The sequence below is a fragment of the Paenibacillus glycanilyticus NBRC 16618 genome (assembly GCF_004000805.1).
GTDB lineage: Bacteria > Bacillota > Bacilli > Paenibacillales > Paenibacillaceae > Pristimantibacillus > Pristimantibacillus glycanilyticus.
In genome coordinates this window covers 172,659-198,086 of the sequence record NZ_BILY01000004.1, presented here as the reverse complement: position 1 = coordinate 198,086, position 25,428 = coordinate 172,659, and the positions used below count along the sequence as shown (strand labels likewise).

The 25,428-nt window shown below is 50.6% G+C and carries 27 protein-coding genes; 18 read left to right on the top strand and 9 right to left on the bottom strand.

The window, feature by feature from the left end:
• Positions 1-310: 310 nt before the first annotated feature.
• The 4 genes from PGL01S_RS04515 (at position 311) to xylB (ending at position 5,023) form a co-directional block, all read left to right on the top strand.
• A complete protein-coding gene (locus PGL01S_RS04515; protein WP_127491853.1) occupies positions 311-934 on the top strand; it encodes an ECF-type sigma factor in 624 nt (207 codons plus the stop codon).
• A 342-nt stretch (positions 935-1,276) separates the two neighbouring features.
• Positions 1,277-1,516, top strand: a complete 240-nt coding sequence (locus tag PGL01S_RS04510) for a hypothetical protein (protein WP_127491851.1) — start codon at positions 1,277-1,279, stop codon at positions 1,514-1,516.
• Positions 1,517-2,172: 656 nt separating this feature from the next.
• Positions 2,173-3,486 (top strand): xylose isomerase, encoded by a 1,314-nt coding sequence (xylA, locus tag PGL01S_RS04505; RefSeq protein ID WP_127491849.1) that lies wholly within the window; start codon positions 2,173-2,175, stop codon positions 3,484-3,486.
• A 40-nt stretch (positions 3,487-3,526) separates the two neighbouring features.
• Positions 3,527-5,023, top strand: coding sequence for a xylulokinase (xylB, locus tag PGL01S_RS04500; RefSeq protein ID WP_127491847.1), 1,497 nt, complete (start codon positions 3,527-3,529; stop codon positions 5,021-5,023).
• Between the two features lie 125 nt (positions 5,024-5,148).
• Here the strand turns inward: xylB and PGL01S_RS04495 are convergent, their stop codons facing one another.
• From PGL01S_RS04495 to PGL01S_RS04485, 3 genes are read right to left on the bottom strand one after another with little or no spacing between them, the layout of a single operon-like run.
• Positions 5,149-5,334 carry a twin-arginine translocase TatA/TatE family subunit gene (locus PGL01S_RS04495; RefSeq protein WP_015846706.1) on the bottom strand — a complete coding sequence of 62 codons (186 nt, stop codon included), beginning with the start codon at positions 5,332-5,334 and terminating at the stop codon, positions 5,149-5,151.
• A gap of 48 nt (positions 5,335-5,382) precedes the next feature.
• Complete coding sequence (locus PGL01S_RS04490; protein WP_127491845.1) at positions 5,383-5,940, bottom strand: RidA family protein; 558 nt, start codon at positions 5,938-5,940, stop codon at positions 5,383-5,385.
• 18 nt (positions 5,941-5,958) lie between these two features.
• On the bottom strand, positions 5,959-7,563 hold the full coding sequence (locus PGL01S_RS04485; protein ID WP_127491843.1) for a flavin monoamine oxidase family protein: 1,605 nt from the start codon (positions 7,561-7,563) through the stop codon (positions 5,959-5,961).
• 384 nt (positions 7,564-7,947) lie between these two features.
• On the opposite strand from PGL01S_RS04485, the gene PGL01S_RS04480 reads away from it, so the two are divergent.
• The 3 genes from PGL01S_RS04480 (at position 7,948) to PGL01S_RS04470 (ending at position 10,928) form a co-directional block, all read left to right on the top strand.
• Positions 7,948-8,178, top strand: a complete 231-nt coding sequence (locus PGL01S_RS04480) for a MerR family transcriptional regulator (RefSeq protein WP_127491841.1) — start codon at positions 7,948-7,950, stop codon at positions 8,176-8,178.
• Positions 8,175-8,927: a twin-arginine translocase subunit TatC gene (gene tatC / locus PGL01S_RS04475; protein ID WP_127491838.1), complete on the top strand. Its 753-nt coding sequence runs from the start codon at positions 8,175-8,177 to the stop codon at positions 8,925-8,927. Before PGL01S_RS04480 ends, tatC begins: the two co-directional genes overlap by 4 nt.
• 270 nt (positions 8,928-9,197) lie before the next feature.
• The gene (locus PGL01S_RS04470) at positions 9,198-10,928 is read left to right on the top strand and encodes a methyl-accepting chemotaxis protein (RefSeq protein WP_127491836.1); all 1,731 of its coding nucleotides are present in this window, start codon (positions 9,198-9,200) and stop codon (positions 10,926-10,928) included.
• A 7-nt stretch (positions 10,929-10,935) separates the two neighbouring features.
• Here PGL01S_RS04470 and PGL01S_RS04465 read toward each other — a convergent pair whose 3' ends face one another.
• Entirely contained in the window at positions 10,936-11,823 is an 888-nt protein-coding gene (locus PGL01S_RS04465) for a helix-turn-helix domain-containing protein (protein WP_127491834.1), read from the bottom strand.
• A gap of 194 nt (positions 11,824-12,017) precedes the next feature.
• On the opposite strand from PGL01S_RS04465, the gene PGL01S_RS04460 reads away from it, so the two are divergent.
• Positions 12,018-12,410 (top strand): hypothetical protein, encoded by a 393-nt coding sequence (locus PGL01S_RS04460; RefSeq protein WP_127491832.1) that lies wholly within the window; start codon positions 12,018-12,020, stop codon positions 12,408-12,410.
• A 27-nt stretch (positions 12,411-12,437) separates the two neighbouring features.
• Here PGL01S_RS04460 and PGL01S_RS04455 read toward each other — a convergent pair whose 3' ends face one another.
• Entirely contained in the window at positions 12,438-13,718 is a 1,281-nt protein-coding gene (locus PGL01S_RS04455; protein WP_127491830.1) for a BaiN/RdsA family NAD(P)/FAD-dependent oxidoreductase, read from the bottom strand.
• A gap of 114 nt (positions 13,719-13,832) precedes the next feature.
• Here PGL01S_RS04455 and PGL01S_RS04450 point away from each other — a divergent pair, with 114 nt between their 5' ends.
• The 7 genes from PGL01S_RS04450 (at position 13,833) to acpS (ending at position 18,784) form a co-directional block, all read left to right on the top strand.
• Positions 13,833-14,669 carry an alpha/beta hydrolase gene (locus PGL01S_RS04450; protein WP_127491828.1) on the top strand — a complete coding sequence of 279 codons (837 nt, stop codon included), beginning with the start codon at positions 13,833-13,835 and terminating at the stop codon, positions 14,667-14,669.
• A 99-nt stretch (positions 14,670-14,768) separates the two neighbouring features.
• Positions 14,769-16,418 (top strand): ATP-binding protein, encoded by a 1,650-nt coding sequence (locus PGL01S_RS04445; protein ID WP_244935504.1) that lies wholly within the window; start codon positions 14,769-14,771, stop codon positions 16,416-16,418.
• Between the two features lie 83 nt (positions 16,419-16,501).
• Positions 16,502-16,633 carry a hypothetical protein gene (locus tag PGL01S_RS31425; protein WP_268960376.1) on the top strand — a complete coding sequence of 44 codons (132 nt, stop codon included), beginning with the start codon at positions 16,502-16,504 and terminating at the stop codon, positions 16,631-16,633.
• Between the two features lie 11 nt (positions 16,634-16,644).
• Entirely contained in the window at positions 16,645-17,022 is a 378-nt protein-coding gene (locus PGL01S_RS04440) for a DUF3905 domain-containing protein (protein ID WP_127491826.1), read from the top strand.
• A gap of 83 nt (positions 17,023-17,105) precedes the next feature.
• The gene (locus PGL01S_RS04435) at positions 17,106-17,540 is read left to right on the top strand and encodes a BrxA/BrxB family bacilliredoxin (protein WP_127491824.1); all 435 of its coding nucleotides are present in this window, start codon (positions 17,106-17,108) and stop codon (positions 17,538-17,540) included.
• 30 nt (positions 17,541-17,570) lie between these two features.
• Entirely contained in the window at positions 17,571-18,380 is an 810-nt protein-coding gene (nadE, locus tag PGL01S_RS04430; RefSeq protein WP_127491822.1) for an NAD(+) synthase, read from the top strand.
• A gap of 8 nt (positions 18,381-18,388) precedes the next feature.
• Positions 18,389-18,784 (top strand): holo-ACP synthase, encoded by a 396-nt coding sequence (gene acpS / locus PGL01S_RS04425; protein WP_127491820.1) that lies wholly within the window; start codon positions 18,389-18,391, stop codon positions 18,782-18,784.
• Between the two features lie 76 nt (positions 18,785-18,860).
• Here acpS and PGL01S_RS04420 read toward each other — a convergent pair whose 3' ends face one another.
• On the bottom strand, positions 18,861-19,208 hold the full coding sequence (locus PGL01S_RS04420; protein ID WP_127491818.1) for a c-type cytochrome: 348 nt from the start codon (positions 19,206-19,208) through the stop codon (positions 18,861-18,863).
• A 130-nt stretch (positions 19,209-19,338) separates the two neighbouring features.
• On the opposite strand from PGL01S_RS04420, the gene PGL01S_RS04415 reads away from it, so the two are divergent.
• From PGL01S_RS04415 to PGL01S_RS04405, 3 genes are read left to right on the top strand one after another with little or no spacing between them, the layout of a single operon-like run.
• Positions 19,339-20,232 (top strand): helix-turn-helix transcriptional regulator, encoded by an 894-nt coding sequence (locus PGL01S_RS04415; RefSeq protein WP_127491816.1) that lies wholly within the window; start codon positions 19,339-19,341, stop codon positions 20,230-20,232.
• Between the two features lie 4 nt (positions 20,233-20,236).
• Positions 20,237-21,433 carry an A/G-specific adenine glycosylase gene (gene mutY / locus PGL01S_RS04410; RefSeq protein WP_174806526.1) on the top strand — a complete coding sequence of 399 codons (1,197 nt, stop codon included), beginning with the start codon at positions 20,237-20,239 and terminating at the stop codon, positions 21,431-21,433.
• A 14-nt stretch (positions 21,434-21,447) separates the two neighbouring features.
• A complete protein-coding gene (locus tag PGL01S_RS04405; protein ID WP_127491814.1) occupies positions 21,448-22,080 on the top strand; it encodes a bifunctional 4-hydroxy-2-oxoglutarate aldolase/2-dehydro-3-deoxy-phosphogluconate aldolase in 633 nt (210 codons plus the stop codon).
• A gap of 13 nt (positions 22,081-22,093) precedes the next feature.
• On the opposite strand, the gene PGL01S_RS04400 is transcribed toward PGL01S_RS04405, so the two are convergent.
• The 3 genes from PGL01S_RS04400 to PGL01S_RS04390 all read right to left on the bottom strand — a co-directional run bounded on the left by PGL01S_RS04400 (position 22,094) and on the right by PGL01S_RS04390 (position 25,327).
• A complete protein-coding gene (locus tag PGL01S_RS04400; protein WP_127491812.1) occupies positions 22,094-22,831 on the bottom strand; it encodes an alpha/beta hydrolase family protein in 738 nt (245 codons plus the stop codon).
• A gap of 272 nt (positions 22,832-23,103) precedes the next feature.
• Positions 23,104-23,997: an EamA family transporter gene (locus PGL01S_RS04395; RefSeq protein ID WP_127491810.1), complete on the bottom strand. Its 894-nt coding sequence runs from the start codon at positions 23,995-23,997 to the stop codon at positions 23,104-23,106.
• Between the two features lie 409 nt (positions 23,998-24,406).
• Positions 24,407-25,327: a helix-turn-helix transcriptional regulator gene (locus tag PGL01S_RS04390; RefSeq protein WP_127491808.1), complete on the bottom strand. Its 921-nt coding sequence runs from the start codon at positions 25,325-25,327 to the stop codon at positions 24,407-24,409.
• Positions 25,328-25,428: the final 101 nt, after the last annotated feature.

Here is a 25,428-nt window from a genome sequence, read left to right as displayed (position 1 = left end):
AGTTCTAACATTGACAATCTACTTTAAGAAGAATATTATGGAAACACTTAGGCATACGAGAGGATGATGCAATTTGTAAAATGAATATCGCTGAAAGGAAGATATTTTTTTTGACTGCCAATCTACTTTAAGTAGATATATCCACTAATAGTGGATAATCAGTGTCTTAACCGGTAAAGCAGGGACTGCCTTGGGGTAGGAGCCAAGACAGTCTTAAGGCAAATCTAATTATTGATAGTATAGCAAATATTGCGAGATATGAAAGGTTCTAATCAAATATATATTAGGCCCGGCAAAGGAGAAATTGAGGATGAGTGAAAAAACAATGGAAGAAAAACAAGTTATTCATCAATTAAATAGATATAAGCAAATCCAGGCTAGAATCCAGGTTCTCGATCATTATCCGATAGGAGCCGGTTTGACGATGAGATGGCTTAATCAGGACGATAAGCTCCAGGCTTTGCATCAGAGATTGAGGGGAATGCCAAGTTATAAGTACTTAACGAAACACGAACAGAAATTGGAAAAAGCGGCAAACGCCTATTTGTCCAAACAACGGACTGGTCTCAAAAGTCAGCTTGCCGAGATTCCAAAGGAAGCGGAAAACGAAGAGGACGAGATGCTTCTGGCTGAGCTGCGCGGGAAAATCAAGAAGGTGATTGCCGCACGGGGATACGATGATACAAAAAATGATTTTGACGCCGTTCTTGATCGCATAACCGAGCTGCAGTATTTGCAGGAGGAGCTTAGTCAGATCGACACTATCCTTATGGCGCTCGAGTGCTATAAACCGAATTTATCCAAGCTTCTTCGCTTGAGGTATGTTGAGGGAGAAACGGTAGAAGAAACGATCAGCCTTCTGGGGATTGTGGAACGGACATATAAACGTTGGAGAAAGCAGGCGATTGAACAATATATTATTCTTTCGGCATAAAGTATAAAGTTGTCCCTAAGGTTGTCCCCTTGCATGTACTGTTTAGGCAAGTCAACCCGTGCTAATATGATAGTATCAAACGAAATGTTAACCAGTAGCCAGCCGCCCCCTAGGGCGGCTTTTTACTTGGATGCCAGGCTGCGGACAATAGTTCCGCAGCCTTTTATCGTAGGCTAACATTATCGGATGATGAAGGGGGAGGTTGATGCCATATGCGCTAACCAGCGGTTTGGGTAAAAATGAACTGGGAAGATTGGGCAAAGCTTTGCGAGAGCGCAGGGCTTTTTTTGTTGTCAGTAGAAATCGCGACTATGTCGAATTGATCGATTGGAGGCGAACGCAATGGAACAATCAGAAATTCTTCACCTGGCTGCCCTTGTGGCGGCTTTTGTTGGTGTAATTAAAGGTTATGGAGTCACGGCCAAGCATAGCTCAGTCATTGCAATTGGTATAGCTGCTATCTTGGTAATGGTACCTTCTGCTGTACGAGATACTATCGTTAACATTGCTACCATCGGGCTCACTGCATCTGGTGCCTACAGCTGCGTTAAAACGAAGAATAGTGGCAAGGATGCAAATTAAATCAGCCATTGACATAGAGAGGCTTTTTTTGAAATTATGCTGCTTATTCAGTATGGAGGTTTGTTTCGAACCCTATTTCCAAATTATTTTCAACTTGCAATAGGAACGTATGTTTGGTATATAATAGGAACACATGTTCTTATTAAATAGTCGGCCTATATAGAGCGAAGCGTATCGCTTGTTTTCTGGCATCTTCAAATATGAGGATCAGCTATTATCAGGAGGGTAGTGTGATTCGAGTGGTCTTTACATTTAAAGAAATTCGCCTTGCGAACCAACTGGAGGTTAGTGACGTTGCTGCACGAATAGGTGTTTCCAATGACTTGTTATTGGAGTACGAGAAGGACAGCCGCTTGATTCCATGCAGCATAGCCATGAGATTATGCGCTCTTTATCGCGTACCTACAATTGACCTGATTTATATCGGTAGGCTGCCGGACTAGAAATGGCAGTTTTTTATTTCCCTTTTACTTCAGTGTATTGAAGCAAACGAAGGGGAATATTACTCCTGAAAAAATGTTAAAAAATATCTTAGTTTGTTTAATAGACAAACTAAGTTACCCGTGCTATATTATTGGTGAGCGTTTTCAAAACACATTTAGCTAACGAGAAGATTGAACTTATACTCGTACATTTTAAAGGAGGATATTCATCTCATGACGTATTTCGCTAACATCGGCAAGATCCAATTCGAAGGCAAAGGCTCCGACAATCCGCTTGCATTCAAACACTACGATCCTAAACAAGTGGTTCTTGGCAAAACAATGGAAGAGCATCTTCGTTTCGCGGTTGCTTACTGGCACACTTTCAACGCTAACGGTACGGATCCGTTCGGTAACGCAACGATGGTCCGCGGCTGGGACAAATTCGACGGCCTGGACCGTTCGAAAGCTCGCGTAGAAGCTAACTTCGAATTCCTGGACAAAATCGGCGCGCCGTTCTATGCGTTCCATGACGTGGATATCGCTCCTGAAGGTGCTACGCTGCAAGAAACGAACAAAAACCTCGACGTTATCGTCGCTATGCTGAAAGACCAACAACAACAAACCGGCAAGAAATTGCTGTGGAATACGGTTAACATGTTCTCGAACCCGCGTTATGTACACGGCGCTGGCACAACTTGCAACGCTGACGTATACGCATACGCTGCTGCGCAACTGAAAAAAGGCCTTGAAGTCGGTAAAGAGCTGGGCGCTGAAAACTATGTATTCTGGGGCGGCCGCGAAGGCTACGAGAACCTTTTGAACACGGACATGGGCTTCGAGCTCGACAACCTTGCCCGTCTGTACCATATGGCTATCGCTTACGCGAAAGAAATCGGCTTCGACGCTCAATTCCTGATCGAGCCTAAGCCAAAAGAGCCAACTAAACACCAATACGACTTCGACTCTGCAACAACAATTGCATTCCTGCAAAAATACGGCCTGAAAGACTACTTCAAGCTGAACCTTGAAGCAAACCATGCAACGCTTGCCGGCCATACTTTCGAGCATGAAATCCGTACGGCTGCAATCAACGGCATGCTGGGCTCCCTTGACGCTAACCAAGGCGACCTGCTGCTCGGCTGGGATACCGACGAATTCCCAACTGACCTGTACTCGACTACACTGACGATGTTTGAAGTTCTGAAAGCCGGCGGTCTGACTCGCGGCGGTGTTAACTTCGACGCGAAAGTACGCCGTGGCTCGTTCGAAGATCAGGATCTCTTCCTGGCTCACATCGCTGGTATGGATTCCTTCGCTTGGGGTCTGAAAGCGGCTGCGAAGCTGATCGAAGAAAGAATCTTTGACCAAATCGTTGAAGACCGTTACAGCAGCTTTAAATCCGGCATCGGCGCTGACGTTGTTGCAGGTAAAGCTTCCCTGGCATCCCTTGAAGCTTACGCTTTGCAAAACAACCCGATCGTTAACAAATCCGGCAAGCAAGAGCGCATGAGACTGATGCTCAGCGAAGTTATTTTCAGCGTTTAATTAGCTGGGAAATAACTTAGGCAACGGGAGGATTATGTCAATGAGTTATGTAGTTGGTATAGATTTAGGCACAAGTGCCGTAAAGGCATTGCTCGTTGACAAGAACGGAACGGTAGCTGCGGAAGCATCCCGCAGCTATCCGCTGTTCCACGAGCATTCCGGCTGGAGCGAGCAAAAGCCGGAGGACTGGGTTCAAGCTACAATCGAAGCTTTAAACGAACTTGCTTCATCCAATGGCATCGCTGCCGACCAGATTGAAGGCATCAGCTTCTCCGGGCAGATGCATGGCCTTGTACTGCTGAACGCAGAGAACAAGCCTGTACGCAACGCAATCCTGTGGAACGATACGCGTACAACGGAGCAATGCCGCGAGATCGAGCGCACGCTTGGCGACAAGCTGCTTGGCATTACCCGCAACCCGGCGCTTGAAGGCTTCACGCTGCCGAAGATTCTGTGGGTTCGTCAATACGAGCCGCAAGCGTTCGAGCAAGCGAAGCTGTTTGTGCTGCCGAAGGACTATGTTCGTTATGCTCTGACTGGCGAGCTGCATATGGATTATTCCGATGCTGCGGGCACTTTGCTTCTTGATGTAGCGGGGAAAGAATGGAGTGGTGACGTGCTTGCCGCGTTTGGCCTTCCTTCTAGCTTCTGCCCGCCGCTGGTAGAATCCCATGGTCTCGTAGGCACTTTGCTGCCTGAGATTGCGGAACGCACCGGGCTTCAGTCCTCGACAAAAGTATTTGCCGGCGGCGCCGACAATGCTTGCGGAGCGATTGGCGCTGGCATCCTGTCCGAAGGACTCACATTGTCGAGTATTGGTACTTCGGGCGTTATTCTCGCTTACGAGAATGACAAGGACAAAGACTTCCAAGGCAAGGTCCATTTCTTCAATCACGGCAAAGAAAATTCCTTCTATGCGATGGGCGTAACGCTTGCTGCAGGCTACAGCCTGAGCTGGTTCAAGAAAACCTTCGCACCTAACGAATCGTTTGACGAAATGCTGCAGGGTGTAGGCGAAGTAAAACCGGGTGCGGGCGGATTGATCTTTACGCCTTACCTCGTTGGCGAGCGTACGCCTCATGCCGATCCGGCTATCCGCGCAAGCTTTATTGGCGTAGACGGCTCGCATGAACGCATTCATTTTGCCCGTGCGGTAATGGAAGGGATCACGTTCTCGCTTAACGAGTCCGTTGATCTGTTCCGCAGCGTTGGCAAAACGGTCGATAAAGTGGTTTCCATCGGCGGCGGCGCGCAAAATCCGGTATGGCTGCAAATGCAGGCTGATATCTTTAACGCAACGGTTGTTGCGCTTGAGAATGAACAAGGCCCGGGCCTTGGCGCGGCAATGCTCGCAGCTTACGGCTGCGGCTGGTTCGACAGCCTGGAAGCTTGCGCGGAGCAATTCGTGAAGCATGCGGCTTCGTATGAGCCTCAGCCTGAAGCGGTTGAGACGTACAAAGGTTTGTTCCGTATTTACCAGCAGGTTTACGCGCAGACGCGCGGCATGAACGAAGAGCTTGTTGCATACCGCGGTTAATTACCGCATCATATAACGCGAGTTGATACCGTTTCTTCCGGTTAACCGGGAGGAACGGTTCTTTTTTTGGTTTGGGACAAAAGAGAGGCCGTACCCGGTAGGAAGGGGTACGGCCTCTCTAAATGCTAGGACTTGCTCTCGGATACGACTTCTTCCTTCGTATCGGAGACAAGTTCTTTCGCCGACGACTTGAACTCGTGAAGAGTGCGGCCTACGGCCCGGCCTAGCTCAGGCAACTTGGAAGGACCAAAAATGATCAACACGACAACAAGAATCATCATAAGACCAGGGAATCCAACGTTTTGAAGCATACGATCATCTCCATTCTATTGTTATTTTGCATTTTAGCTCCAATAAAATTAGTCTTGGTTATGATTGCTTGGGTAAGCGGCAACGGCTTCGATCTCGATCAGCCAATCCGAGTTGACAAGGCTTGCGACACCAACGGTAGAACGCGCCGTTTTGACGGGGTTCTCTTTGGTATTGAAGTATTTGGCATAGGCTTTATTCCATCCGTCAAAGTCGAACTTGCCTCCTTTTGCGGCATCGGGCGCTATGTATACGCGCAGATACGTGACGTCCTTCATGGAGAGGCCTTGCTCTTTCAGCAGGGTCTCGATATTTTTAAGGACGCTGAGGCCTTGCTTTTCGGTATCGCCGTAACGATCGTAGATCGTTTTGCCTTCCTTGTTCACGACGGAAGGGACCGTGCCGCTTGTTTCGAACGTTGCCGTGCCTGCCGGCATCGCTACAGCGCTAGAGATCGCGGAAGAGGGATTGCCGTAAAATTCAGGCTCGTGAATAGGGGCGAGCGGGTATTTATTAGGCGTAACCGCCGCGTATACGCTGGCCGTTGCGGCGAGGCAGGAGATCACAATCGCCCCGGCGAGTACTTTCATTTTTCCAGTCATCTTCATTACAGGCTCCTCCTTTGTCTATTCCTTCATTACGCGCTCGTGAATGTCGGTAACAACCGAACGCGCGGATTCAATGCCGCCTGCCATCCAGGCCGTAATGTAGCTGATATGCTCGCCTGCCAGATAGACGCGGCGGTCAGGCTTGCAGAGCACCGGATAGTTGGTCTTGCGGTCGTCTTCCGAGTAGGAGACCCAGCTGCCTTCGTTGTATTTGATCGTTTTCCAGTTCACGGAGAACGAAGATTCAAATTCGTTATAGTATTGCGGGTGAATTTTACCGCCTTGTTCAAGCGCATGCGCTTCGCGTTCTTTGAAGGATAACGCGCCGATCTTGTCCGCGTTGGCGCCTTGGGCATAGTAGCCAAGCAGCAGACCCTTCTTCGCAAAATAATTCGTTGGCGGATAATAGATCGATGAGATATCCATATTCGTCAGCGTATTGCCGCCGTAGATTTGATCGTCTTCCTCCCAGAACCGCCGTTTGAACTGCAGACCGATTTTACCCGCGTTCGCATATTTCGTGTTGTTGATGGCCTTGGTCATCTCCGGAGACAAATCATGCTTGATGTTCTTCAGAACGGAGAGCGGAATCGTACAGATCAGGAAATCGCCTTCGATTTGCTTGGCTTCGCCGTTCAAGAGGTCGGTATAGGTCACCTGCACCTTATCTCCGACATGCTTGAACTCGGTTACTTCGGAGTGGAATTTAATCCGGTTGCCAAGCCTTTTCTCAAAAGCCTTCGGAATCGCGTCAATGCCGCCGACAGGATGGAACATCATCATTTGCTGATCATAGCTGTACTCGCTTGCGAAGAAGTTGCCGAAGCCGGAATTAATGATCGCCTTCATCTCGAATGGATCGCGGATAACGCCGGCATCAAGCCTTGAACCCGGTTCATCCTTATAGCCGCCGCGGGACGATCCCTTGTAGAAAAGATCGGCGTCGAGATTGCCTTCGGAGCGGAGATAAGCGACGATTTTCTCCTTTTCCTCCGTGGAAACCGGAAGGTCCAGTCCAGGCTGATTGATGGATTTGGCGAGCAGCTCGTTAACGTAGCCTCTTACATCGGCCTTTGCCGCCCGCTTGCGGACGCGGGTACCGGACAAAGCTCCGACGTTTTCATTGTAATAGTAGGCACTTTCGTTGACGTTGTTGAACGGCTCCATCGCAATGCCGAACTCGCGGCAGTAATCCATTGTGACGTGGAACTGCGGGATACGCATCGGACCCGCATTCAGGTACATACCGTCATCAAACCGCGCAACCTGCTTTTGTCCGCCAAGCTCAGTTACCGTCGTACCGCGGCGTACGGACCAGTTACGGCCCCCGGAACGGGCGCGGGCTTCAAGGATCGTACAATTATAGCCAGCTTTGCCGAGCTCATAAGCTGCTGTCAGGCCGGCGACGCCAGCGCCGAGGATAACGACTTTTTTGCCCGATCGGTTAGTGCCTTTCAGATCCCAGCTGGATGGAGGCTCATACTCCGCTGCTTTCAGCGTCTCCGGCGAAAATAACCCCATCGTCCCCATTACGCTAAACACGGCGGCGGCACCGCCGATTTTGCCGACCGTCGTCAGAAATTGTCTGCGCGACAGTTCATTTGGCGTCTCTTTTGTTTCCATGCCCGTCAACTCCTTCGCTTGATCGATTTGCTCGTCTCGGAAAGAAATGTAGCACGGTTTTTCAAGCCTTCGCCAACATTTTGTTAGAAACTCTTACATAAATAAAATTTATTACTAAGATAAAAATAATCAATCAAAAATAGATTATTAGGTAATTATAACCATTTATAGGTGCGAGCAGAGACTCCATATCTCATAAAAACGCAGGCTACTCCAGCATTTGAACACAAAGAATGTTCGTTTTGTTCGTTTGGGTTCATCTAATTCGAACAAGCATATCAGGGCTATCGGTCCCATTGACGAAGAAACAGACCGCTGATATATTTCGAATCAAAGAAGTTTATGTTAGAAAACATTACATAACCGTTAGGGAGGCGTGTGACGATGAAGGACAAAGTGATGGGTATTGGAATCGTTAGCGACTTAACTGGTTTGACGGAAAGACAAATTCGATATTACGAGGAGAAGCAGTTGGTTTTTCCGGTGAGGACCAAAGGCGGGGCACGGAAATATTCTTTTGACGATGTTGACCGCCTGAAGGAGATTAACGACAAGCTGAGGGACGGCTTCCATACCTTTGAGCTGAGAAAACCCGGAAGGTTGTGCAGCGAATGAAGGGAATTGAGGAGACTATGACGCTGCTTGGACATTTGACGGAGCTGCGCAGCCGGATCTGGAAGATTCTTATCGTGGTGCTGCTGTCGCTTGGAGGGGGACTATATCTATCGCCTAAAGTGCTTCGTTATTTGAAAAGCGTGCCGCCTGGCTCGGAAATGACATGGAACGTTTTCTCGCCATGGGACGGCATCCGCATGTATATGTCGGTTGCGCTCGTAATCGCCTTGGCGGTATCGCTGCCGTATATTTTGTACCAGCTGTGGGGCTTTGTGAAGCAGGGGCTCCATCCCGGAGAGCGGAACGCCGCTTTGCGGTATGTGCCGTACAGCGTGATCTGCTTCTTCACAGGGCTGGCCTTCGGTTACTTTGTGGTTTTCCCGATGAGCTTCTCCTTCACTTCCAAAATAACAAAAAGCATGGAGCTTGTAGAGACGTATGGGGTTGCTCAGTATTTCGGGTTTATGTTCAATATTGTGCTGCCGCTCGCTATTGCGTTCGAACTGCCGGTTATCGTTATGTTTCTGACCAAGATTGGAATCCTGACGCCCAAAGCTCTTCATAAAATGAGAAGATACGCGTATCTGGTGCTAGTCGTCGTAGCCAGCTTGATATCTCCGCCAGAGCTGATTTCCCATCTGCTGGTATTTGTTCCTCTGGTGGTTTTGTACGAGATTAGCGTTCTGCTCTCAAGAATGGTATACGGAAAAAGAAAGGCCGCGGCTCTTGCGGAAGTTTCCGGAGCATAAAGTTTATTCTATTGTTAACAGCCTTGGCTTATAGCCAAGGCTGTTTTTAATTCTAGAGCTTATAGGTTTTTATGAACATGGCTTAGAATCTTACCTTGTGCGGAAAAGATTAAAAGCTTTTGCTTTTTATCCGCTAATTGAACTGCCGCAGACAAAAAGCGAGCAAATACGGCAAAATCATGGATTTCCTGCATGCTTATGAAGTTGGTTGTTATTTACATGTAAGATATACTAACATCATAATCGAGCAAGTCCAGAGGAGGGCTTTATATGCCGCAAACATTCACAAACAAATGGAAGTGGAAAATCTCGGTAAGCCAGAGGCTGACGTTATCCTTCCTTGCAATCGTTATTATTTTGGCGGCGAACGGCGCGCTCAGCTTTAACCGGATGGGCAAGTTGACAAACAACGCGCAGGAGATCTCGCAGGTGTGGCTGGCTAATATCAAAAGCATTAACGAAATCAATTATCTGAACGAGCATATGCTGACCATCCAATACAAGATGGCGTGGGAAGGCAATCCGCTGAAGCGCAAGCTGCTGGAGGAAGACGGCGAATATACGATCGTTGTTCTGCAAAAGAAGCTGCAGGAATTTATGTCGCTTCCGAAATCGGGCGATGACATGAATTTGTCCCGTAATCTGGAGGGGGAGTGGAAGGCCTATCTGGCGTTATACCGGAATGTCATCCGTTACTCCAATCTGGAGGAGGAGAAGCAGGTCGGCGATTCCCTGATGTCATCGGAGCAGTCTTTCAGTACGATGCAGTCTTACATAAATACGCTTATCCGGATTAATGAGGAAGGGGCGAAGGCTGCCGAGCAATCCAGCGAAAAGATTAACCGCGAGGCGGTAGTGACCATTGCCATGAGTCTCGGTGCCGCGCTTGTTCTGGTTCTCGCCCTGCTCTATTACGTGCGCCGGACGATCTCCCTGCCAATCAAGCGCTCCTCGGATGTTATAGCCGAAGTGGCCAGGGGCTCGCTTTCGGTTGCTATTCCGAAGGTAAGGAACAGAGACGAGATAGGGGTTATGGTGCAAGCGCTGCAAGGGATGGTTGACTCTCTGCGGACCACGATGCAAAGCGTGCAGACGGCATCAACCAGCATCTCCGCGGCTTCGGAAGAGATGCTAGCGGCCTCCGAACTAAATGCTGGCACGGTCGAGCAAGCTTCCGCTATGTTCCGAGAAGCGGCATCGGGCTCGCAGGAGCAACTCCACAGCTTCGAGGAAATTTCCCGCTCAACGGAAGAGATGGCTCATGGAACGCAGCGAATTGCGGAAAGCAGTTCTATCGCGACAAAGCTGTCGGCAAATGCGGAACTGCAGGCGAAGGAAGGGGCGGAGGCAATAGGAGAAGCTGTCCGGACGATGACGGACATCGATGACACCGTTCAGTCAGCATCCGAGCATGTCGCGCTGCTCGAGAGCCGCATGAACAACATTGGCAGGATCACCGATTTTATCGGCTCTATATCCAAGCAGACTAATCTGCTCGCGCTTAATGCGGCAATCGAAGCGTCAAGAGCGGGTGAAGCGGGAAAAGGTTTTGCTGTTGTGGCGGAAGAGGTTCGCAAGCTGTCAGTCCAGACGGCGGCCTCCGTTTCCGATATTGCCGGTGCAATAGGCATGATCAAGGAAGATATGATCCTCACCGTTCAAAAAATGAGCGCGAGCCGAGCGGAAACGATAAAGGGTCTGGAAAAAGTAAACGCGGCGGGCCGCTCCTTCCGTCAAATTACGACCGCGGCAGGAGAAGTGTCCGGGAAAATCGGCGAGGTTGCGACCGCTGCCTTGCAGCTTGCCGCAAGCTCGGAGGAGGTGTCCGCCTCTATTGATCAACTGACCGAAATCGCGCGCCGTACCTACGATATTGCCAGGGAAGTAGCGCAAAGCGCGGACAAACAAACCGCCTCGGCTGAAGAAATTGCATCTGCCGCAGGCGGTTTGACCGGTATCGCTCAAGACTTGAACGACTTGGTTATGAAGTTCCGTTTCTAACGATCGTCTAATAACGTTTAAAGCCGCTCCATATCGATTCCGGCTTCACCCCCAGCTCTCCGGCTATCAATTCGGCCGTAAGACGCTGGGGCTTTTTGATTTTGCCATTGCGGATTTTGGAGATGGTCGTAAGCGAAATTAAGGTTGATTGCGCCAATGAGGTAGCCGTAATGTTTTTGCTCAGCATCAGCATGCGGAGCTTGTAGGCGGCATCCTCTTCCCGTACCGACTGAAGCGTGCCGGTCAGCAGAACGACATAACCCTTGAACTCTTTGTTTCCGTGGAAGAAGGGTTTGATAATAACGGTTGTCATCCGGAGCTGATCGCCGAGATACAGCCTCACATCGGTCTGCTCGGTAGTGCCGTGAGCACGCGCGTATTCCATGATGCGGCGGAGAGGTTTGCGGCTTTCGTCCGCGATATGGTCAAATACGGACTGATTCACCAGATTGATTGGTTTGAAGGGCGAATAATAGCGGGTTGCGTTTGTGATTCGGAACTGCTCGGATATTCCAACGCTCATCAGAACCTGGTTATCCATCGCGTATTCTTCGATGTATTTTTCCTCCGACAAATCCTTGCAGATTATAATGAAGCAAGTCTGTTCGCTTGAGGGCAGTCGGCGGCTGGTAAAGCGTACGGGAATGGGGGCGGTCGATTTGGAGATTAACTCCTGTTCGAGCGACTGTTCGTTATCCTCGCTAAGCTGGGTCATAAGTCCGCCGAAGGTAAAGCCTCTTCTTAACAGCCCGTCAGGGTCTGCATCGGTCAGCTCCGCTTTTTTGTATCCGGTCAATTTGGTAAAGGCATAATTAATGTCACGTATATACCATCGGTTATGCTCAAGCTCGACGATAAACATCGGATCAGCCAGCAAATAAAACACGTTCTCCATTATTTTGTCACCTTCCTGGGAGTTATTATGTGAATATTGTTTTAATGTGACGTATGGTGTAAATAAACCTAACGTATAAGAGTATAACTTAAATTATATAAAGTTTTGTTGAAATGACAACACCTTTCATTCATAAAAGTGGGGAATGTTAGGGAATCTTAATATATTGGAAGCCTATCGAAGGAGATGAGAAGATGAGTTCGGCTATTTTATTTGATTTCGCTGACTCCTTTAGCGCTGCGCTTGCGCGGGATACCCTGCAGGAGCTTGGATACGAGCCGTTAATGCACGAGGGAAACCGACTGCATATTCACGTGGACGGAAGCGACTTGACCTCGGCGTTGGAAATTGCCATGTCTCATGGCGGCCAGTTGGTGGATCAGTCTGCGATTCGGAACGAGGCTGTCACGGATACGGCTTATTCCCTGAATGCCATTACGATTCCGGCTCATATCGTGAATGAGGATTGGATTGGGGCAGAGGAAGCAACAGACCTGCACAACCGGGATGACGATGCGGATACGACCAATGAGTTTCTCCCGGATCCCGGGGAGTACAGTCATTTCTCCGGGGATGTGCATACGTAATAGAGGAGAAAAAGGAAAAGCGCGGCGTCAGCTGCTTAAAGCAGCCGATGCCGCGCTTGTTCCTGCGCTGTGGCCCGTAGTAAATGCGGCCGTAATATTGTAGCCTCCCGTGTAGCCGTGAATATCGAGCACTTCCCCGCAGAAGTAAAGCCCCTGGGCGAGCTTTGACTGCATCGTTTTTGGATCGATCTCCTTCAGATGCACCCCGCCGCCAGTAACGAATGCCTCTTCAATTGACAAAGTTCCGTTAACCGCAACAGGGAATTGCTTCATCCGTTTGGCCAGCTCGCGCCATGGTTCCTTCGGAATGTTGTCGTACGTGACATCGCCGTTAATCTCGCATTGGCGCAGAAGGAGCTCCAGCAATCTTTCCTGCACATAGCCTTTCAGCACGTTTTTGACAGCCTTCTTGGGATCAAGCTTGGCAAGCTTCAGCGTCTCGTCGAAGATTTCAGCCTCCGTACGACCCGGAAACAGATCGATGGTAACGAGAGCCGTCTGTCTGCTGCTCTCGGCTTCCGAAGCTTTCTTAAGTTCTTTAACGACAAACTGGCTGCAGCGCAGCGCCGCCGGTCCGGATAAACCGAAATGCGTAAAGATCATATCTCCTTCATGGGAAACAAGCTTTTTGTTCTTGGCATTCCATACGGTCAGTGTAACATCGCGGAGCGACAGGCCTTGCAGCTCCTTGCTGCGAATCCACGGCTCGGCCGAGGTGAGAGGCACTTCCGTCGGGTATAGATCGGTAATCGTATGCCCGGCTTTTTTCGCCCATGGGTAGCCGTCGCCCGTAGAACCCGTATGCGGAACGGATTTTCCGCCGGTAGCGACAACCACGGACTTGCTATGGATAATCTCGTTGGAAGCGAGTCTGATGCCGGTAACGGCGCCGTTCTCGTACAGCACTTCCTTCACCGGCATGTTCGTTCGGATCTCGACGCCTTGCTCCTTCACCTTCCGGATCAGAGCATCCACAACCGTCTTCGCCTTGTCCGATACCGGGAACATCCGTCCGCGGTCCTCTTCCTTCAAGGCAATGCCCATCCCTTCAAAGAAGGCGATGATCTCCCGGTTGCCGAATTGATTTAGAGCGCTGAACAGGAACCGCCCGTTTCCGGGAATATTACGGATCAGTTCATCCATTTCATTCGCGTTGGTTACGTTGCAGCGGCCTCCGCCGGAAATGCCCAGCTTGCGTCCAAGCTTGTCCCCTTTATCGATAAGCAGGGTAGACGCGCCAGCGCCGCTGGCGGCAACGGCAGCCATCAGACCGGACGGTCCGCCGCCGATAATAATTACATCAAACATCGTTACATTGCTCCTGACTCATACGTTTTCTTCTTTACGTATTGTAACATTCTTTTTCTTATTTATTGAAATATAATGAAGACAACTTTAAACCCATAAAGGAGCGAATAACGCATGGAGCGGACGGATTGGCGGTTCAGCGGGGCGAACGGCATCGAAATTTACGCAAGAGAATGGCTGCCGGATAACCGGGAGCCAAAAGCCGCGGTTTGCATTGTACACGGCATGGGAGAGCATGGAGAACGGTATTCGGCAGTTGCGGAGCGGCTGACAAGCGATGGTTATGCCGTGCTGGCTCACGACCAGGAGGGCCATGGCCGTTCCGAGGGGAAGCGCGGACATCTCTCTTCAATGGAAACAGCGGTCCGTAACACGGGACTGCTGCTTGAGCAGGCGAAAGAACGGCACCCGTTACTTCCTTGCTTTCTTTACGGCCACAGCATGGGCGGCAATGTAGCGCTCAATTCCGCGCTGCGCCTAAAACCTTCTATTGAAGGTCTCATTTTGAGCAGTCCGTGGCTGCGTCTTGCGAAAGGCCCCAATGCCGTTATGAAGGCACTGGCCAGACTGCTTGTAAGCATTATGCCCAAGCTGTCGCTGTCAACGGGGATCAGTCCTGATGATCTGTACCGCCCCGGTTATGATCAAGCGATAACGTTCCTCGGAGACCCTTTATGCCACAGCTCCATTACAATTAGGACCTTTCACATCATGACGGATGCCGGTGAATGGGCTATCATGCATAGTAACGAGCTTCAGGTTCCGGTATTGCTGGTGCACGGGACGGGAGATAAAGTGACCTCGTTCGAGGCAAGCAAAGAGGTTGCCGAGCGCCTCGGAGACCTCTGCAAATTCGTTAAATACGAGGGCGGATACCATGAATTGCATAACGATATTTACGCCGTTCATTTGTTAAATATTATTTCCAATTGGCTGGGAAGGCGATTGTAAAATAATGAGAGTTGTGATTTAATCGGACTATCAGGTGAATAGGTGAAGACAGGGTATTTTTTATAACATGACGTGTTTTCGTTGGGAGACTGATCGTTCGTGTTGAAAGAATTGCTGTTACAATTCTTTATTACGCTAGTACCTGCCTTTGCCTTTCAGTTATGGCATAATTCTAGCCGCCATTGGCGGAGAATTCCCGTTATTATAGGGCTGTCCAGCTGTATTGCGATGGCATTGTGCATGTTGTTTACGAAGGACTATTACGGCTGCGAACTTAATTTTCGGCTAATGCCTTTGTTAATCGGTTCTTTATACGGCGGACCATACTTTTTATTGCTGCTGAGCGGCGTATATACGGCACTAAGGATTGAATCACTCGACAGTATGGGAGAGACGGTTGTGTTTCTCTCCTTCATGCTTGTCTACGTTGTCTTTATGCCGTCCATTATAAAAGCGTTCCACCGGTCGGACCGGCGGCGCAAGATCAGCATCGTCATGAAGCTTATCGTGGGGATGTGCGCGTTTGTTATTTTGTCCTTCACGGTTGCCGTCATTACGGCGGGGATGCCGGTCGATCTTGAATTTGTGCTTCTGGCACTTCTTACTCTAGCGATGACGGTGTTTTCCTCTTGGATTTCGGTCTATACGATAGAGACGTTTAAAGAAAACGCTCAATTGCATTACGATGTGAAGCGGGTGTCGCAGAGCTACCGGCAGGAAGTGGAGAAGCTTGAGCAATTTATCAATCAGACGAAGATTGCGGTTGTTCTGGTTAACCAATACGGCAAAATCACGCATCTGAACGAGATGGGGGTTCAGATGCTCGCTGGCGGACAACATATCGTCGGCCAATATTTCTACGAGTTTTTTGATGACGGGATTGAGAACTCCAATGCGAAGCTGCTGCGCGAGGCGCTAAACGGGCAAAGTCTTGTTCATGAGTATCCGCAGGTGGAAAATGGAAGAACGCTGCTGAAGACCGCCTTTTGTATCCGGAACCTGCAAACGGATTCCATAACGGGGGCGGTCCTCACCGCGCATGACATAACGGAGCTGGCGCTGCTGCGCAGCGAGGTTGGGAGGATGGAACGGCTTAGCCTGATCGGGCAGATGGCGGCGAGCATTACGCACGAGATCCGTAATCCCATGGCGGTTATCCGCGGCTTTGTGCAACTGATGCGGGAACGGAGCCCGGATAATCAGCAGGCTTATTACGGTATCGTGATGGACGAGCTGGACCGGGCGAATACGATCATCAGCGATTTCCTGTCCTTGGCCCAGAACCGGGCGCTTACGATGGAAGCGGGTTCGCTGCATGATATTATCCGGGAAATGATTCCGTTATTAAATGCCGATGCCAATCTGCGGGGGCAGACGATCGAGGTTGAGCTGTGCGATTTTGTGCCTGCCATTCAACTGAACGAGAAGGAGATCAAGCAGCTGCTCCTGAATCTGGCCCGCAACGGGATGGAGGCGATGAGCGAGAAAGGCCGCTTGTCCATCCATACGGCATACATAGAAGAAAAAGAGGAGATCGTCCTTCGCATACAGGATCAAGGCGTGGGTATCTCCGACGAGCAGAAGCAGCGCATCTTTGATCCTTTCTTCTCGACCAAGACGCAGGGAACGGGCCTTGGTCTTCCTTTATGCGTCAGCATTGCGGAGCGCCATAACGGCCGCATCGACGTTGAATCCGAGCAGGGCGTCGGAACGACGTTTATCGTTTCGTTTTTCAAGCATTCGGCCTAAGGGAAGAGGAAACATAAAGCTTGTGCCGGACGCGCATACTATCGTAGTTCGTACAATCAGCTATACACGGGAGGACGACTACGATGGCGAAAAATAAACAAGGCAACTCGATAGAACAAACCCAGCAAGCAAGCAAAAATAAAGCCGGAGCAGCCGAACCTGGCGAAGCCGGCTACGATAAGAAGCTGGACGGGCCGAACCGCCCTTCGATCTAAAGGAACGAGCGATGGGCAAGGGCAAAGGGGACGATCCGTCGCTTGATCCGTTCGAAATCTCCTTTCTTCCGGAATTCCGCGAGGGAAGAGGCCCGCGCGAGCCGTTCGTCAATGAGCATGGCGTAGTGATTGGCGATCATGATTACGATTCGCCGAATTCGCCGCTTAATGAATGGAGCACCGATACGGATCCGGCCGTTATGGCCGGCGATCAATGGGTCCATCCTTTTAAGGATATCGGGTTTCTAACCGCCGAGAACCGGGACTATTTCGAACGGGGAATCGCGCCCCAGTCGGGGATCTTTATGCATCAGGACAAAAATAGCGCCTACCGTGCGGGGGAACCTGTTCCAGACTCGGAGGAAGCGCCGCAAAAGCAACCGGAGTGACATTTGCTCCGGTTGCTTTATTTTCATGGCGGGCGGTATAATAGTAACTAAATTTAGGTTATTACAAAGGAGAGTGTTTTCAAATGTCTATGTCATTTGAGAGATATATGTTGGATATGGTTCAACCTATGCGCGATGATCTGACCCGGATCGGGATTAAAGAGCTTCGCACGCCTGAGGAAGTTGCGGATGCGATTCCGGATGCAAAAGGAACTACGCTTGTCGTTGTTAACTCGGTTTGCGGCTGTGCGGCTGGTCAATGCCGTCCGGGCGTAGCCGAAGCGCTGCAGCACGATATTACGCCGGATCACCTGTATACCGTGTTTGCCGGTCAAGATAAAGAAGCAACGGCGAAAGCGCGCGAGTACTTTGCTCCGTATCCGCCGTCTTCGCCTTCTATTGCTCTGATGAAAGACGGCGAGTTGGTTCATTTCATCGAACGCCATCAAATCGAGAATCGTTCCGCTGCCGAAATCGCGGCTGATCTGACTGAAGCTTTTGACCGTTACTGCCGTTAATCGGCAGGTGGAGTAGGGGGAGCCTGGGCTATGAGTTTACAACAGGAAATAATCGAGCGTTTCGGCGTACAGCCGGAGATTGATCCCGCTGCGGAGATCCGCAAGCGCGTCGACTTCTTGAAGGAGTACGTGAAGAAGTCCGGTACAACGGGCCTTTTGATTGCGATCAGCGGCGGGATCGACAGCGCGGTTACGACTGGCCTCTGCAAGATGGCGACGGACGAATTGTCTGCCGAGACCGGCCGGGAGTATATGACGCTTGGCGTGTTTCAGCCTTACGGGGAGCAGGTCGATATAGAGGACAGTTATGCGACGGCGGAAGCGTTCCAGCTGAAGCATAAGGTGGAGACGAATATCGGCGAAGCGGTGGACGAAATCGCGCTGGAAACCGAGCATGCGCTTAAAGCGATCGGGATTCACCGCCATCTGAGTCGCGGCGGCAAAGGAAACGTAAAAGCCAGAACGCGGATGGTTGTCCAATACGCGCTTGCTTTTGATCTCAACCTGCTTGTTGTTGGCACGGACCATGCGTCTGAAGCCATCACCGGCTTCTTTACGAAATGGGGCGACGGCGCGGTTGACATTACGCCGCTCAGCTCGCTGAACAAGCGCCAGGTCCGCCAGCTTGCAGGCGTGCTTGGCGTGCCTCAGAGTATTCTGGATAAAGCGCCAACCGCCGGACTTTGGGAAGGGCAGACCGACGAATCGGAGCTTGGCATTCTGTATGACGAGAACAGCGCTTATCTCGAAGGCAAAGAGATCGGAGCGGAAGCGAAAGCGAAGCTCGAGAAGCAATATTTGCGTACCGAGCATAAGCGTTCCCCGATTCCGGGGATCTGATCCAAGCGATGATAGCAGGGGTCGGACATGATGTTACGGATATGGACCGGATCGAGGCACTGCTTGCGAGCAAAGCGGGAGCCCGGTTCCTAGACCGGATATTGACGAGTCGGGAGCGGGATCTGGCCGGCAGCTACGATGGCAAGCGTCTGGCGCAATTTGCGGCGGGGAGATTCGCGGCGAAAGAAGCCGTAGTGAAGGCTTTGGGCTGCGGGATCGGAGCCAAAGTCGGGTTTACCGATATCGATATTTTGCGCGGACCCGAAGGGAAGCCGGAGTGTACGTTGTCCGGCAGTGCTTGGGAGAGGCTTGAACTGACGCCGGAGAGGCATCGCATTCATATTACGATTACTCACGATCGCGCGATTGCGTCTGCGGTGGCGATTGTGGAACAGACGGCATAGAGGAATGAATAGAAAAGGCTGATCGGTATGCGGCTGTTTAAGCTGGATACCGGTTCAGCCTTTTCGTCTGCATGATTTACTCTTTTTTCTTGCCTGCCAGCCAGGCTGCGAGTCCCGCAATCTGCTCGTCCGTCAGACGATCCTCGAAAGGCGGCATCGAGGATCCCCCCTTCTTGATCTGCTCGACGATTTCGGGCTCGGTCATGCGTGCGCCTACCTGTTGAAGATTCGTTTGCGTTCCCATCCGCCCCTGCAGATCGGAGCCGTGACAGCTGACGCAGTTCGCTTTATATACAGCTCCGGTCTTCCCGGGAGCATCCATATGGCTGGTTGAGATCGCGGAGCCGGAACCGGAACCGCCGCTGCCGCAGGCAGCGAGAAGTACGGCGAGAACGGCGGATACAATTAATCCTTTTGCTAGCATGTTTTTCCTTCTTTCTTGTAACTTGGCTATAATGAATCCAACATAATGATAGAACTTCCAATATGATTTTATCTTTATTGCTTATATAATAGAGTAAATAATTTGCGAAAGCCAGACAACAGGGGTAGTCATGGATACGAAAATACAGATATTACAAAGACAATTCGATCATTTGAAGATCGACGTTATTATGGCTGCTTATTCGGAGAGGGAAGCCGGCTGGTTGAACAACAATGATGAAATCGATTATTACAGGGTTTTCTATTTAATGGAGGGACATGCCGTTCTCGAGACAAAGGGAGTAGGCTACGATCTGATACCGGGCAGAATTTACGTGCTTCGCCCAAAGCAGAAAGTTAGTTATAATATTGCTATCAAGCAAACGATTAAAGCGTATTGGTGCCATTTCCGTATTCGGAATGCCGACGATATGAAGTTTATGAAGCTTCCGAAGCTTCCTTTTTCCTCATCCGTTGCGATTCAGGACGAGTGTCATGTGGTTGGAATTATGCAAAAAATGATTCAGGCGCAAGAGTTTCCGACCGTATCGACCAATCTCAGGCTGCATTCCGGCATATTGGAGCTGATAGCGTATCTATTGGATCATAGCTCCTGGGATGATTTGAACGATGCTTATTTTATAGGCAATGAGGTTGGAAAAGAAAAATGGGATGATGTCCTCTTATACATCGAACAAAATTTGCATCATAACATTCAAATCGAGGATTTGGCTAAAGTCGCCTATCTTCATCCCAATTATTTGATTACCTCCTTCAAATCGATAATGGGCTGCTCGCCGATTCAATACGTGACCGAGCGGCGTCTTGAGCTGGCCAAAAAGCTGCTTAAGGAGACGGATTTGCCGATATCCGAAATTGCCGGCAAGGTAGGGATGCTGAATCATTACTTGCCAAGGCTGCTTAAGCGCCATACCGGAATAACGCCTAAGCAATACCGCCGGTTTATGAAGCTGGAGCTTCCGAAAGCTCTGGGGGCTGCCGAACACAAAGAGGTGAACAACTAGACAAATGGAAGCGATTTATAAGGAAGAGGCAAAGGCTTACTTCAGCCGCGAGCTGCTTACCTGGTACCGGAGAATCAAGAGGGACCTGCCGTGGCGGATGAATCAGGATCCATACCGCGTATGGGTATCGGAAATTATGCTGCAGCAGACCAGGGTGGACACGGTAATTCCTTACTACGAGCGGTTTATGAATAAATTCCCCACGGTACGCGCCCTTGCCGAAGCGCCGGAGCCGGAAGTGCTGAAGTGCTGGGAAGGACTCGGTTATTATTCGCGCGCCCGCAATTTGCAGGCCGGCGCACGCGAGGTCGTCGAGCGGTACGGCGGTGTTGTGCCGGATGACAAAGCGGCGGTGGCGGGACTTAAAGGCGTCGGCCCTTATACAACCGGCGCGATTATGAGCATTGCCTTTAACCGGCCGGAGCCTGCTGTAGACGGCAACGTCATGCGGGTTCTGTCGAGGTACTTCTGCCTGGAGGACGATATTGCGAAGCCTGCGACACGCGTTGGTATCGAAAAGCTTGCGGGATCGCTCATTCCGGAAGGGGCTGCCGGGGATTTCAACCAGGCGCTTATGGAGCTTGGGGCGCTTGTCTGTACGCCAAAAGCGCCAAGCTGCCTGCCATGTCCGGTAATGGAGCATTGCGAGGCGCGTCTTGCCGGCCGCGAAACGGAGCTGCCGATCAAGACGAAGGCGAAGCCACCTCGTCCGGAGAAGCGGGTTGCCGCGATTATCGCCGGTACGGGCGCGAATGAAGGCAAGATTCTGGTGCGTCAGCGTCCGGAGACCGGATTGCTCGCGCAGATGTGGGAGCTTCCTCATTTGCTTGTGCCGAAGGAACAGGAAAAAATCATTGATGCCGCTTCCGGGACAGACGGCAGTACGGCGGCTGCGGGCGAGTGGCTGACGCGGTCAATGGAAGAAGAGACGGGTCTCTTGATCCGACCGGAGCGCTGGTTTATGGATGCGGATCATGTATTCAGCCATATTCACTGGAAAATGAGAATTTACCTGGCTGACCTTGGTGCACTAGCGGGTGCGGCAGCTGCTGCTGCCGGTTCAAGCCTGGCTGCGGAGACTGCGGCCGCTTACGAAGCAGGCGGCAAGCAAGGCGAATACCGATGGATTGGTCCTGAGGATATGGACACATTGGCTTTTCCGAATTTATTCATTCGCATATTGCGGGAATATTGGACGTAAAGGGGACGGTTGAGATGAGTAAGATGCTGGATTTGCTGCTTGAGCACAAGATTGTGGCGATTTTGAGAGGCATTGAAGACCATCAAGCGGACGCTGCCGGACAAGCCATGATTGACGGCGGCATTCGTCTGATGGAAATTACGATGAACACGCCCGGCGCGGCCGTGATGATCGAGCGCTGGCGCAGCCGCTTTGACGGACAGGCTGCTGTAGGGGCGGGTACCGTGCTGGATGCGGAGATGGCGAAGACGGCCGTTGCCGCCGGCGCGCAATTCCTGATCTCGCCGAATCTGGATGAAGAAGTCATCGCCTACGGACAAGAAAGAGGAGTTTCGGTATGGCCGGGCGTTATGACCCCTACGGAAATCGTAAAAGCTTGGAAGGCAGGCGCCGAAGCGGTAAAGCTGTTCCCGATGGGAACGCTTGGTACCAAATACTTATCGGAAATCCGCGGACCGCTTGATTCCATACCGATTATGGCCACCGGCGGCGTAGATCTGCATAATATCGCCGATTATTTCGCCGCGGGTGCCAATGCCGTCGGAATGGGCGGCAAGCTGCTTAATCTCGACTGGGTGCGCGAGGGCAGATTCGATCTGATAACGGATCGCGCGCGCCAGTTTGTTGAGGCCGTAAGCAAGCTGTAGCCGCTGCCGAATATTAGTTTGCCCGAAGATGGCTGTCCAGCCATAGCTTGGCCTGCTCCAGCATCTTGAGCGTGATCTGATGGTTGACTCCGCCGTACTCGACCATACGGAGACGCTCGGGAGCGGCGCAGGCCTTTTTATCCATAAAATAACGCTGGCTGTGAATCGGTACCGTTGTATCCTCTTTTCCGTGCAGCAGCAACAATCCTCTCTCATCTTCAAAGGTTAATAAAGAGATCGGATCATGCTTCGCGAGAGCGGCGCGTTCTTCTTCGCTTAAGGCCGGCTTTCCGGCGTATTTCAGATACGATTCGTAAAATTCCGTCCACGCGCAGGAGCCGTTAATGACGACGGCTGCCGCAATATCCGTATTTTTCGCGAACGCTCCCGCTGCCACGAAACCTCCAGCCGAATGGCCAATAATGCCGATTTTGCCGCCGCTTGGCCCGCCAAGCTGTTCAGTCATTTCCACGGCTTCCTTGGAGCCTTGCAGAACAATCTCCAGGAAGGTCTGTTCGAGTACGGCGGGATCCGCGTAATTCAGAGTGCCCCGATAGCCGTGATGGAGGAGCTCCGGAACGATGACCGTATAACCCCAGCCCGAAACGATGGATGAGAAAAATAAATAGCTCTCCTGCGTGGAGCCCCATCCATGATATAAAAGGACGGTTCCGCCCGATTGCCCGATGGGATCAACCTGCAGACAGTCGACGCCTGCAAGACGGACTACCTTATGATTAGTGCCGCTCATTCTTTTACTGCCCCCGTTCTTATGTAAGCTCACCTCATTAGACTACCATGCTCTCCCTATAAAAACAAAGTGCCTGCGGCACGGGGCCGCAGGCTGCAAGAGAGAAATATAATAAAGGGGGGTCATGTCTATTAGTATAGATTGCGTAAATGAAAGGAGTCTGAGTGCAGTGTTACAAGAACATTACAATGCCGTGACTCTATGAGCATTTACTCAGACAGGGCCAAGAAAAAATAGATTTCTTTCATTTGGAAATAGATTTCTTTCATTTTCTAAGCGGCCAAGGATGGACGATCCGTTTTCCTTAACCGGAGGTTGCTGCCGACAATCCCGCTCAAAATAATGAAAACGCCAATCCACTGCGGCAAGCTAATCGGTTCCGCGAGCACGAAAGAGGAAAGAATAACGACAACCGGCAATTCGGATGCGGTCAGAATCGTTCCTAACCCCGAACCGACATGCGGCATGCCAATCGAGAACAAAAGGGGAGGAAGCACGACCCCGAATACGCCTAGCGCTAATCCGTAAGGGAACAGCCCCGTGACGATATGCCAATCCAATAAAAAGGTCGGCGGGAATACGATAAATATCGTGATAACGCCTCCCGTGGAAAGAAGCGCGCTTTTTAAGAGGGGAGGCGTTGATCTTTCGACCGTGCTGCTGAGAAACACAAAAGCTGAAAAGGTCAACGCGGCAAGCAATCCCCACAGGCATCCCGTCCATGACAGCAACATGTTCTCCTGAAACAGAATATTGGCGGCTAGAATGGAACCGAGCAACGTGAGCGTTATGGACAACAGCTTGTTTTTCGTCGGTTTTTTCTTAAGCAGCAGCCACTCCAGCAACGTTCCGATCCAGACGAATTGAAATAAAATGACGATAGCCAGCGAAGCATTAAGCGTCTGCAAGGCTTGATAATAAAAAATGCCCGTTAATCCAAAAGGTATTCCGGATAACATTAGTTTAAAGGTTTGTTTGCGGGTTGGCGCTTTCCTGTTAACGAGCAGTACGATCAGCCAGCTTAGGACCGCCCCGAAAAGATACTGGCCGCCGGTTACCGCGGAGACGGAAAAGCCTGCCGCATACGCCAGTTTTACAAAGGTGGACAAGACCCCGTAACAGCAGCCTCCCAAACATACGATTAACGCGTAATGCCATAATTTCATGATGATCCTCCTTTTTTGAACGCAAAAAACCACACAAATGACGCGTACCGGCAGTACGGGCCTTTGTGTGGCGAAAATAGAGATTGCTCTCCAGAAAAGTCCACAGCTTCCCTAATGAGTTTTAGTATTGACGTTTCGGTTACCAGTATAAAAACAGATCCCAAGCGTTGTCAATGTTTAATTCTTCCGAGGACGCGAAGCAGCAGGAATAGAGGCAGCCGCAGATTTTTCCGTTTCATGTGCGCGTACTTCCAAGCATGCTTATCGATTTGTTTGAGCTCCCAGCTTTTATGCTTCATCTGCTCTTCAAAGAAAAAAGGATGGTCTAACAACTCAGTCACTTCCCTTTACGATTAAGTTGATCGAACGAATGTTTCCATTATAAAAAAAGAAGTATGACAGCATCCTGTCACACTTCTTTATAACGGTTTAACATTTTTCCAATTTTTTCTTTGATTCGTTGCCTAAGCGCAGGCGGTTCCAGTACAAGGGCGTCCTCGCCAAAACCAAGCAGCTTCTCGATCAGCCAGTCCGTGTCGATTGCCTGAGTAATCGTCAGCGTAAGCGTGCCGTCATCGTTAAACTGCTTCTCGTCCAAATAAAACTCATCCAGCACCCTTGCAAGCGAACCGCCCGTAAAATGGATGATGGCATGGCTTATCTGCTCCTGCTCCTGACCGCCGCCGCCGGTGAGAACATCTTCGGTGTGGATGTTATGCTCACGCTGGAAGCCTTCCGGCAAGGTCAGCAGCTCCGACATTCTTGTTAGCTTAAACACCCGATAGTCATCCTTGGAGCGGCAGTAGCCGTACAAATACCAGGCGCCATATTTAAACAGGAGACTAACAGGCTCGACGACGCGGTTCTGACGTTCATCCTTCGCATTCGTATAATGGAATTGGACGAGCTGTCGGCCGTTTATGGCGGAGTGGAGCGCGCGAAGATGGGCCGCGTACGATCGCCAGCTGCCAAGATCCATCGTCAGGCTTGGAGCTCTGCCGTTATCGGTCTGAACAGTCTTCAGCCGATGAATCGTCTCATGGGCCCGCTCATCCTCGAATATGGTAGTCGTGCTCTTGAGAAGAGTAATTAGCGAGGCGATATCATCGGAGCTGAGCAGGCTTTTGTCCATCTTGTATTCCTTCATAATGCCGTATCCGCCGTTAACGCCCTGATAGGAGACAACGGGAATACCCGCCGCGCAGATCGCTTCGATGTCCCTGTAGATGGTTCTTTGCGAAACGCCGTATTTGCACGACAATTCCGAAGCGGACACGACTTCATTATTAAGCAGCATGTAGATGATCGATATCAATCTTTCCAGCTTCAAAACATACTCACCGCCCTATAGTATTGCGCTGTTAAGATCGTAGTGCACGGGGATTCGTTTGTCTATAAAAAATAGCCTCGGCCGGATAAAGGCCAAGGCTA

Excerpts from the sequence above, each read along its gene's own strand:
- PGL01S_RS04515 (WP_127491853.1), top strand. The coding sequence starts at position 311 with ATGAGTGAAAAAACAATGGAAGAAAAACAAGTTATTCATCAATTAAAT.
- PGL01S_RS04510 (WP_127491851.1), top strand. The coding sequence starts at position 1,277 with ATGGAACAATCAGAAATTCTTCACCTGGCTGCCCTTGTGGCGGCTTTT.
- xylA (WP_127491849.1), top strand. The coding sequence starts at position 2,173 with ATGACGTATTTCGCTAACATCGGCAAGATCCAATTCGAAGGCAAAGGC.
- xylB (WP_127491847.1), top strand. The coding sequence starts at position 3,527 with ATGAGTTATGTAGTTGGTATAGATTTAGGCACAAGTGCCGTAAAGGCA.
- PGL01S_RS04495 (WP_015846706.1), bottom strand. The coding sequence starts at position 5,334 with ATGCTTCAAAACGTTGGATTCCCTGGTCTTATGATGATTCTTGTTGTC.
- PGL01S_RS04490 (WP_127491845.1), bottom strand. The coding sequence starts at position 5,940 with ATGAAGATGACTGGAAAAATGAAAGTACTCGCCGGGGCGATTGTGATC.
- PGL01S_RS04485 (WP_127491843.1), bottom strand. The coding sequence starts at position 7,563 with ATGGAAACAAAAGAGACGCCAAATGAACTGTCGCGCAGACAATTTCTG.
- PGL01S_RS04480 (WP_127491841.1), top strand. The coding sequence starts at position 7,948 with ATGAAGGACAAAGTGATGGGTATTGGAATCGTTAGCGACTTAACTGGT.
- tatC (WP_127491838.1), top strand. The coding sequence starts at position 8,175 with ATGAAGGGAATTGAGGAGACTATGACGCTGCTTGGACATTTGACGGAG.
- PGL01S_RS04470 (WP_127491836.1), top strand. The coding sequence starts at position 9,198 with ATGCCGCAAACATTCACAAACAAATGGAAGTGGAAAATCTCGGTAAGC.
- PGL01S_RS04465 (WP_127491834.1), bottom strand. The coding sequence starts at position 11,823 with ATGGAGAACGTGTTTTATTTGCTGGCTGATCCGATGTTTATCGTCGAG.
- PGL01S_RS04460 (WP_127491832.1), top strand. The coding sequence starts at position 12,018 with ATGAGTTCGGCTATTTTATTTGATTTCGCTGACTCCTTTAGCGCTGCG.
- PGL01S_RS04455 (WP_127491830.1), bottom strand. The coding sequence starts at position 13,718 with ATGTTTGATGTAATTATTATCGGCGGCGGACCGTCCGGTCTGATGGCT.
- PGL01S_RS04450 (WP_127491828.1), top strand. The coding sequence starts at position 13,833 with ATGGAGCGGACGGATTGGCGGTTCAGCGGGGCGAACGGCATCGAAATT.
- PGL01S_RS31425 (WP_268960376.1), top strand. The coding sequence starts at position 16,502 with ATGGCGAAAAATAAACAAGGCAACTCGATAGAACAAACCCAGCAAGCA.
- PGL01S_RS04440 (WP_127491826.1), top strand. The coding sequence starts at position 16,645 with ATGGGCAAGGGCAAAGGGGACGATCCGTCGCTTGATCCGTTCGAAATC.
- PGL01S_RS04435 (WP_127491824.1), top strand. The coding sequence starts at position 17,106 with ATGTCTATGTCATTTGAGAGATATATGTTGGATATGGTTCAACCTATG.
- nadE (WP_127491822.1), top strand. The coding sequence starts at position 17,571 with ATGAGTTTACAACAGGAAATAATCGAGCGTTTCGGCGTACAGCCGGAG.
- acpS (WP_127491820.1), top strand. The coding sequence starts at position 18,389 with ATGATAGCAGGGGTCGGACATGATGTTACGGATATGGACCGGATCGAG.
- PGL01S_RS04420 (WP_127491818.1), bottom strand. The coding sequence starts at position 19,208 with ATGCTAGCAAAAGGATTAATTGTATCCGCCGTTCTCGCCGTACTTCTC.
- PGL01S_RS04415 (WP_127491816.1), top strand. The coding sequence starts at position 19,339 with ATGGATACGAAAATACAGATATTACAAAGACAATTCGATCATTTGAAG.
- mutY (WP_174806526.1), top strand. The coding sequence starts at position 20,237 with ATGGAAGCGATTTATAAGGAAGAGGCAAAGGCTTACTTCAGCCGCGAG.
- PGL01S_RS04405 (WP_127491814.1), top strand. The coding sequence starts at position 21,448 with ATGAGTAAGATGCTGGATTTGCTGCTTGAGCACAAGATTGTGGCGATT.
- PGL01S_RS04400 (WP_127491812.1), bottom strand. The coding sequence starts at position 22,831 with ATGAGCGGCACTAATCATAAGGTAGTCCGTCTTGCAGGCGTCGACTGT.
- PGL01S_RS04395 (WP_127491810.1), bottom strand. The coding sequence starts at position 23,997 with ATGAAATTATGGCATTACGCGTTAATCGTATGTTTGGGAGGCTGCTGT.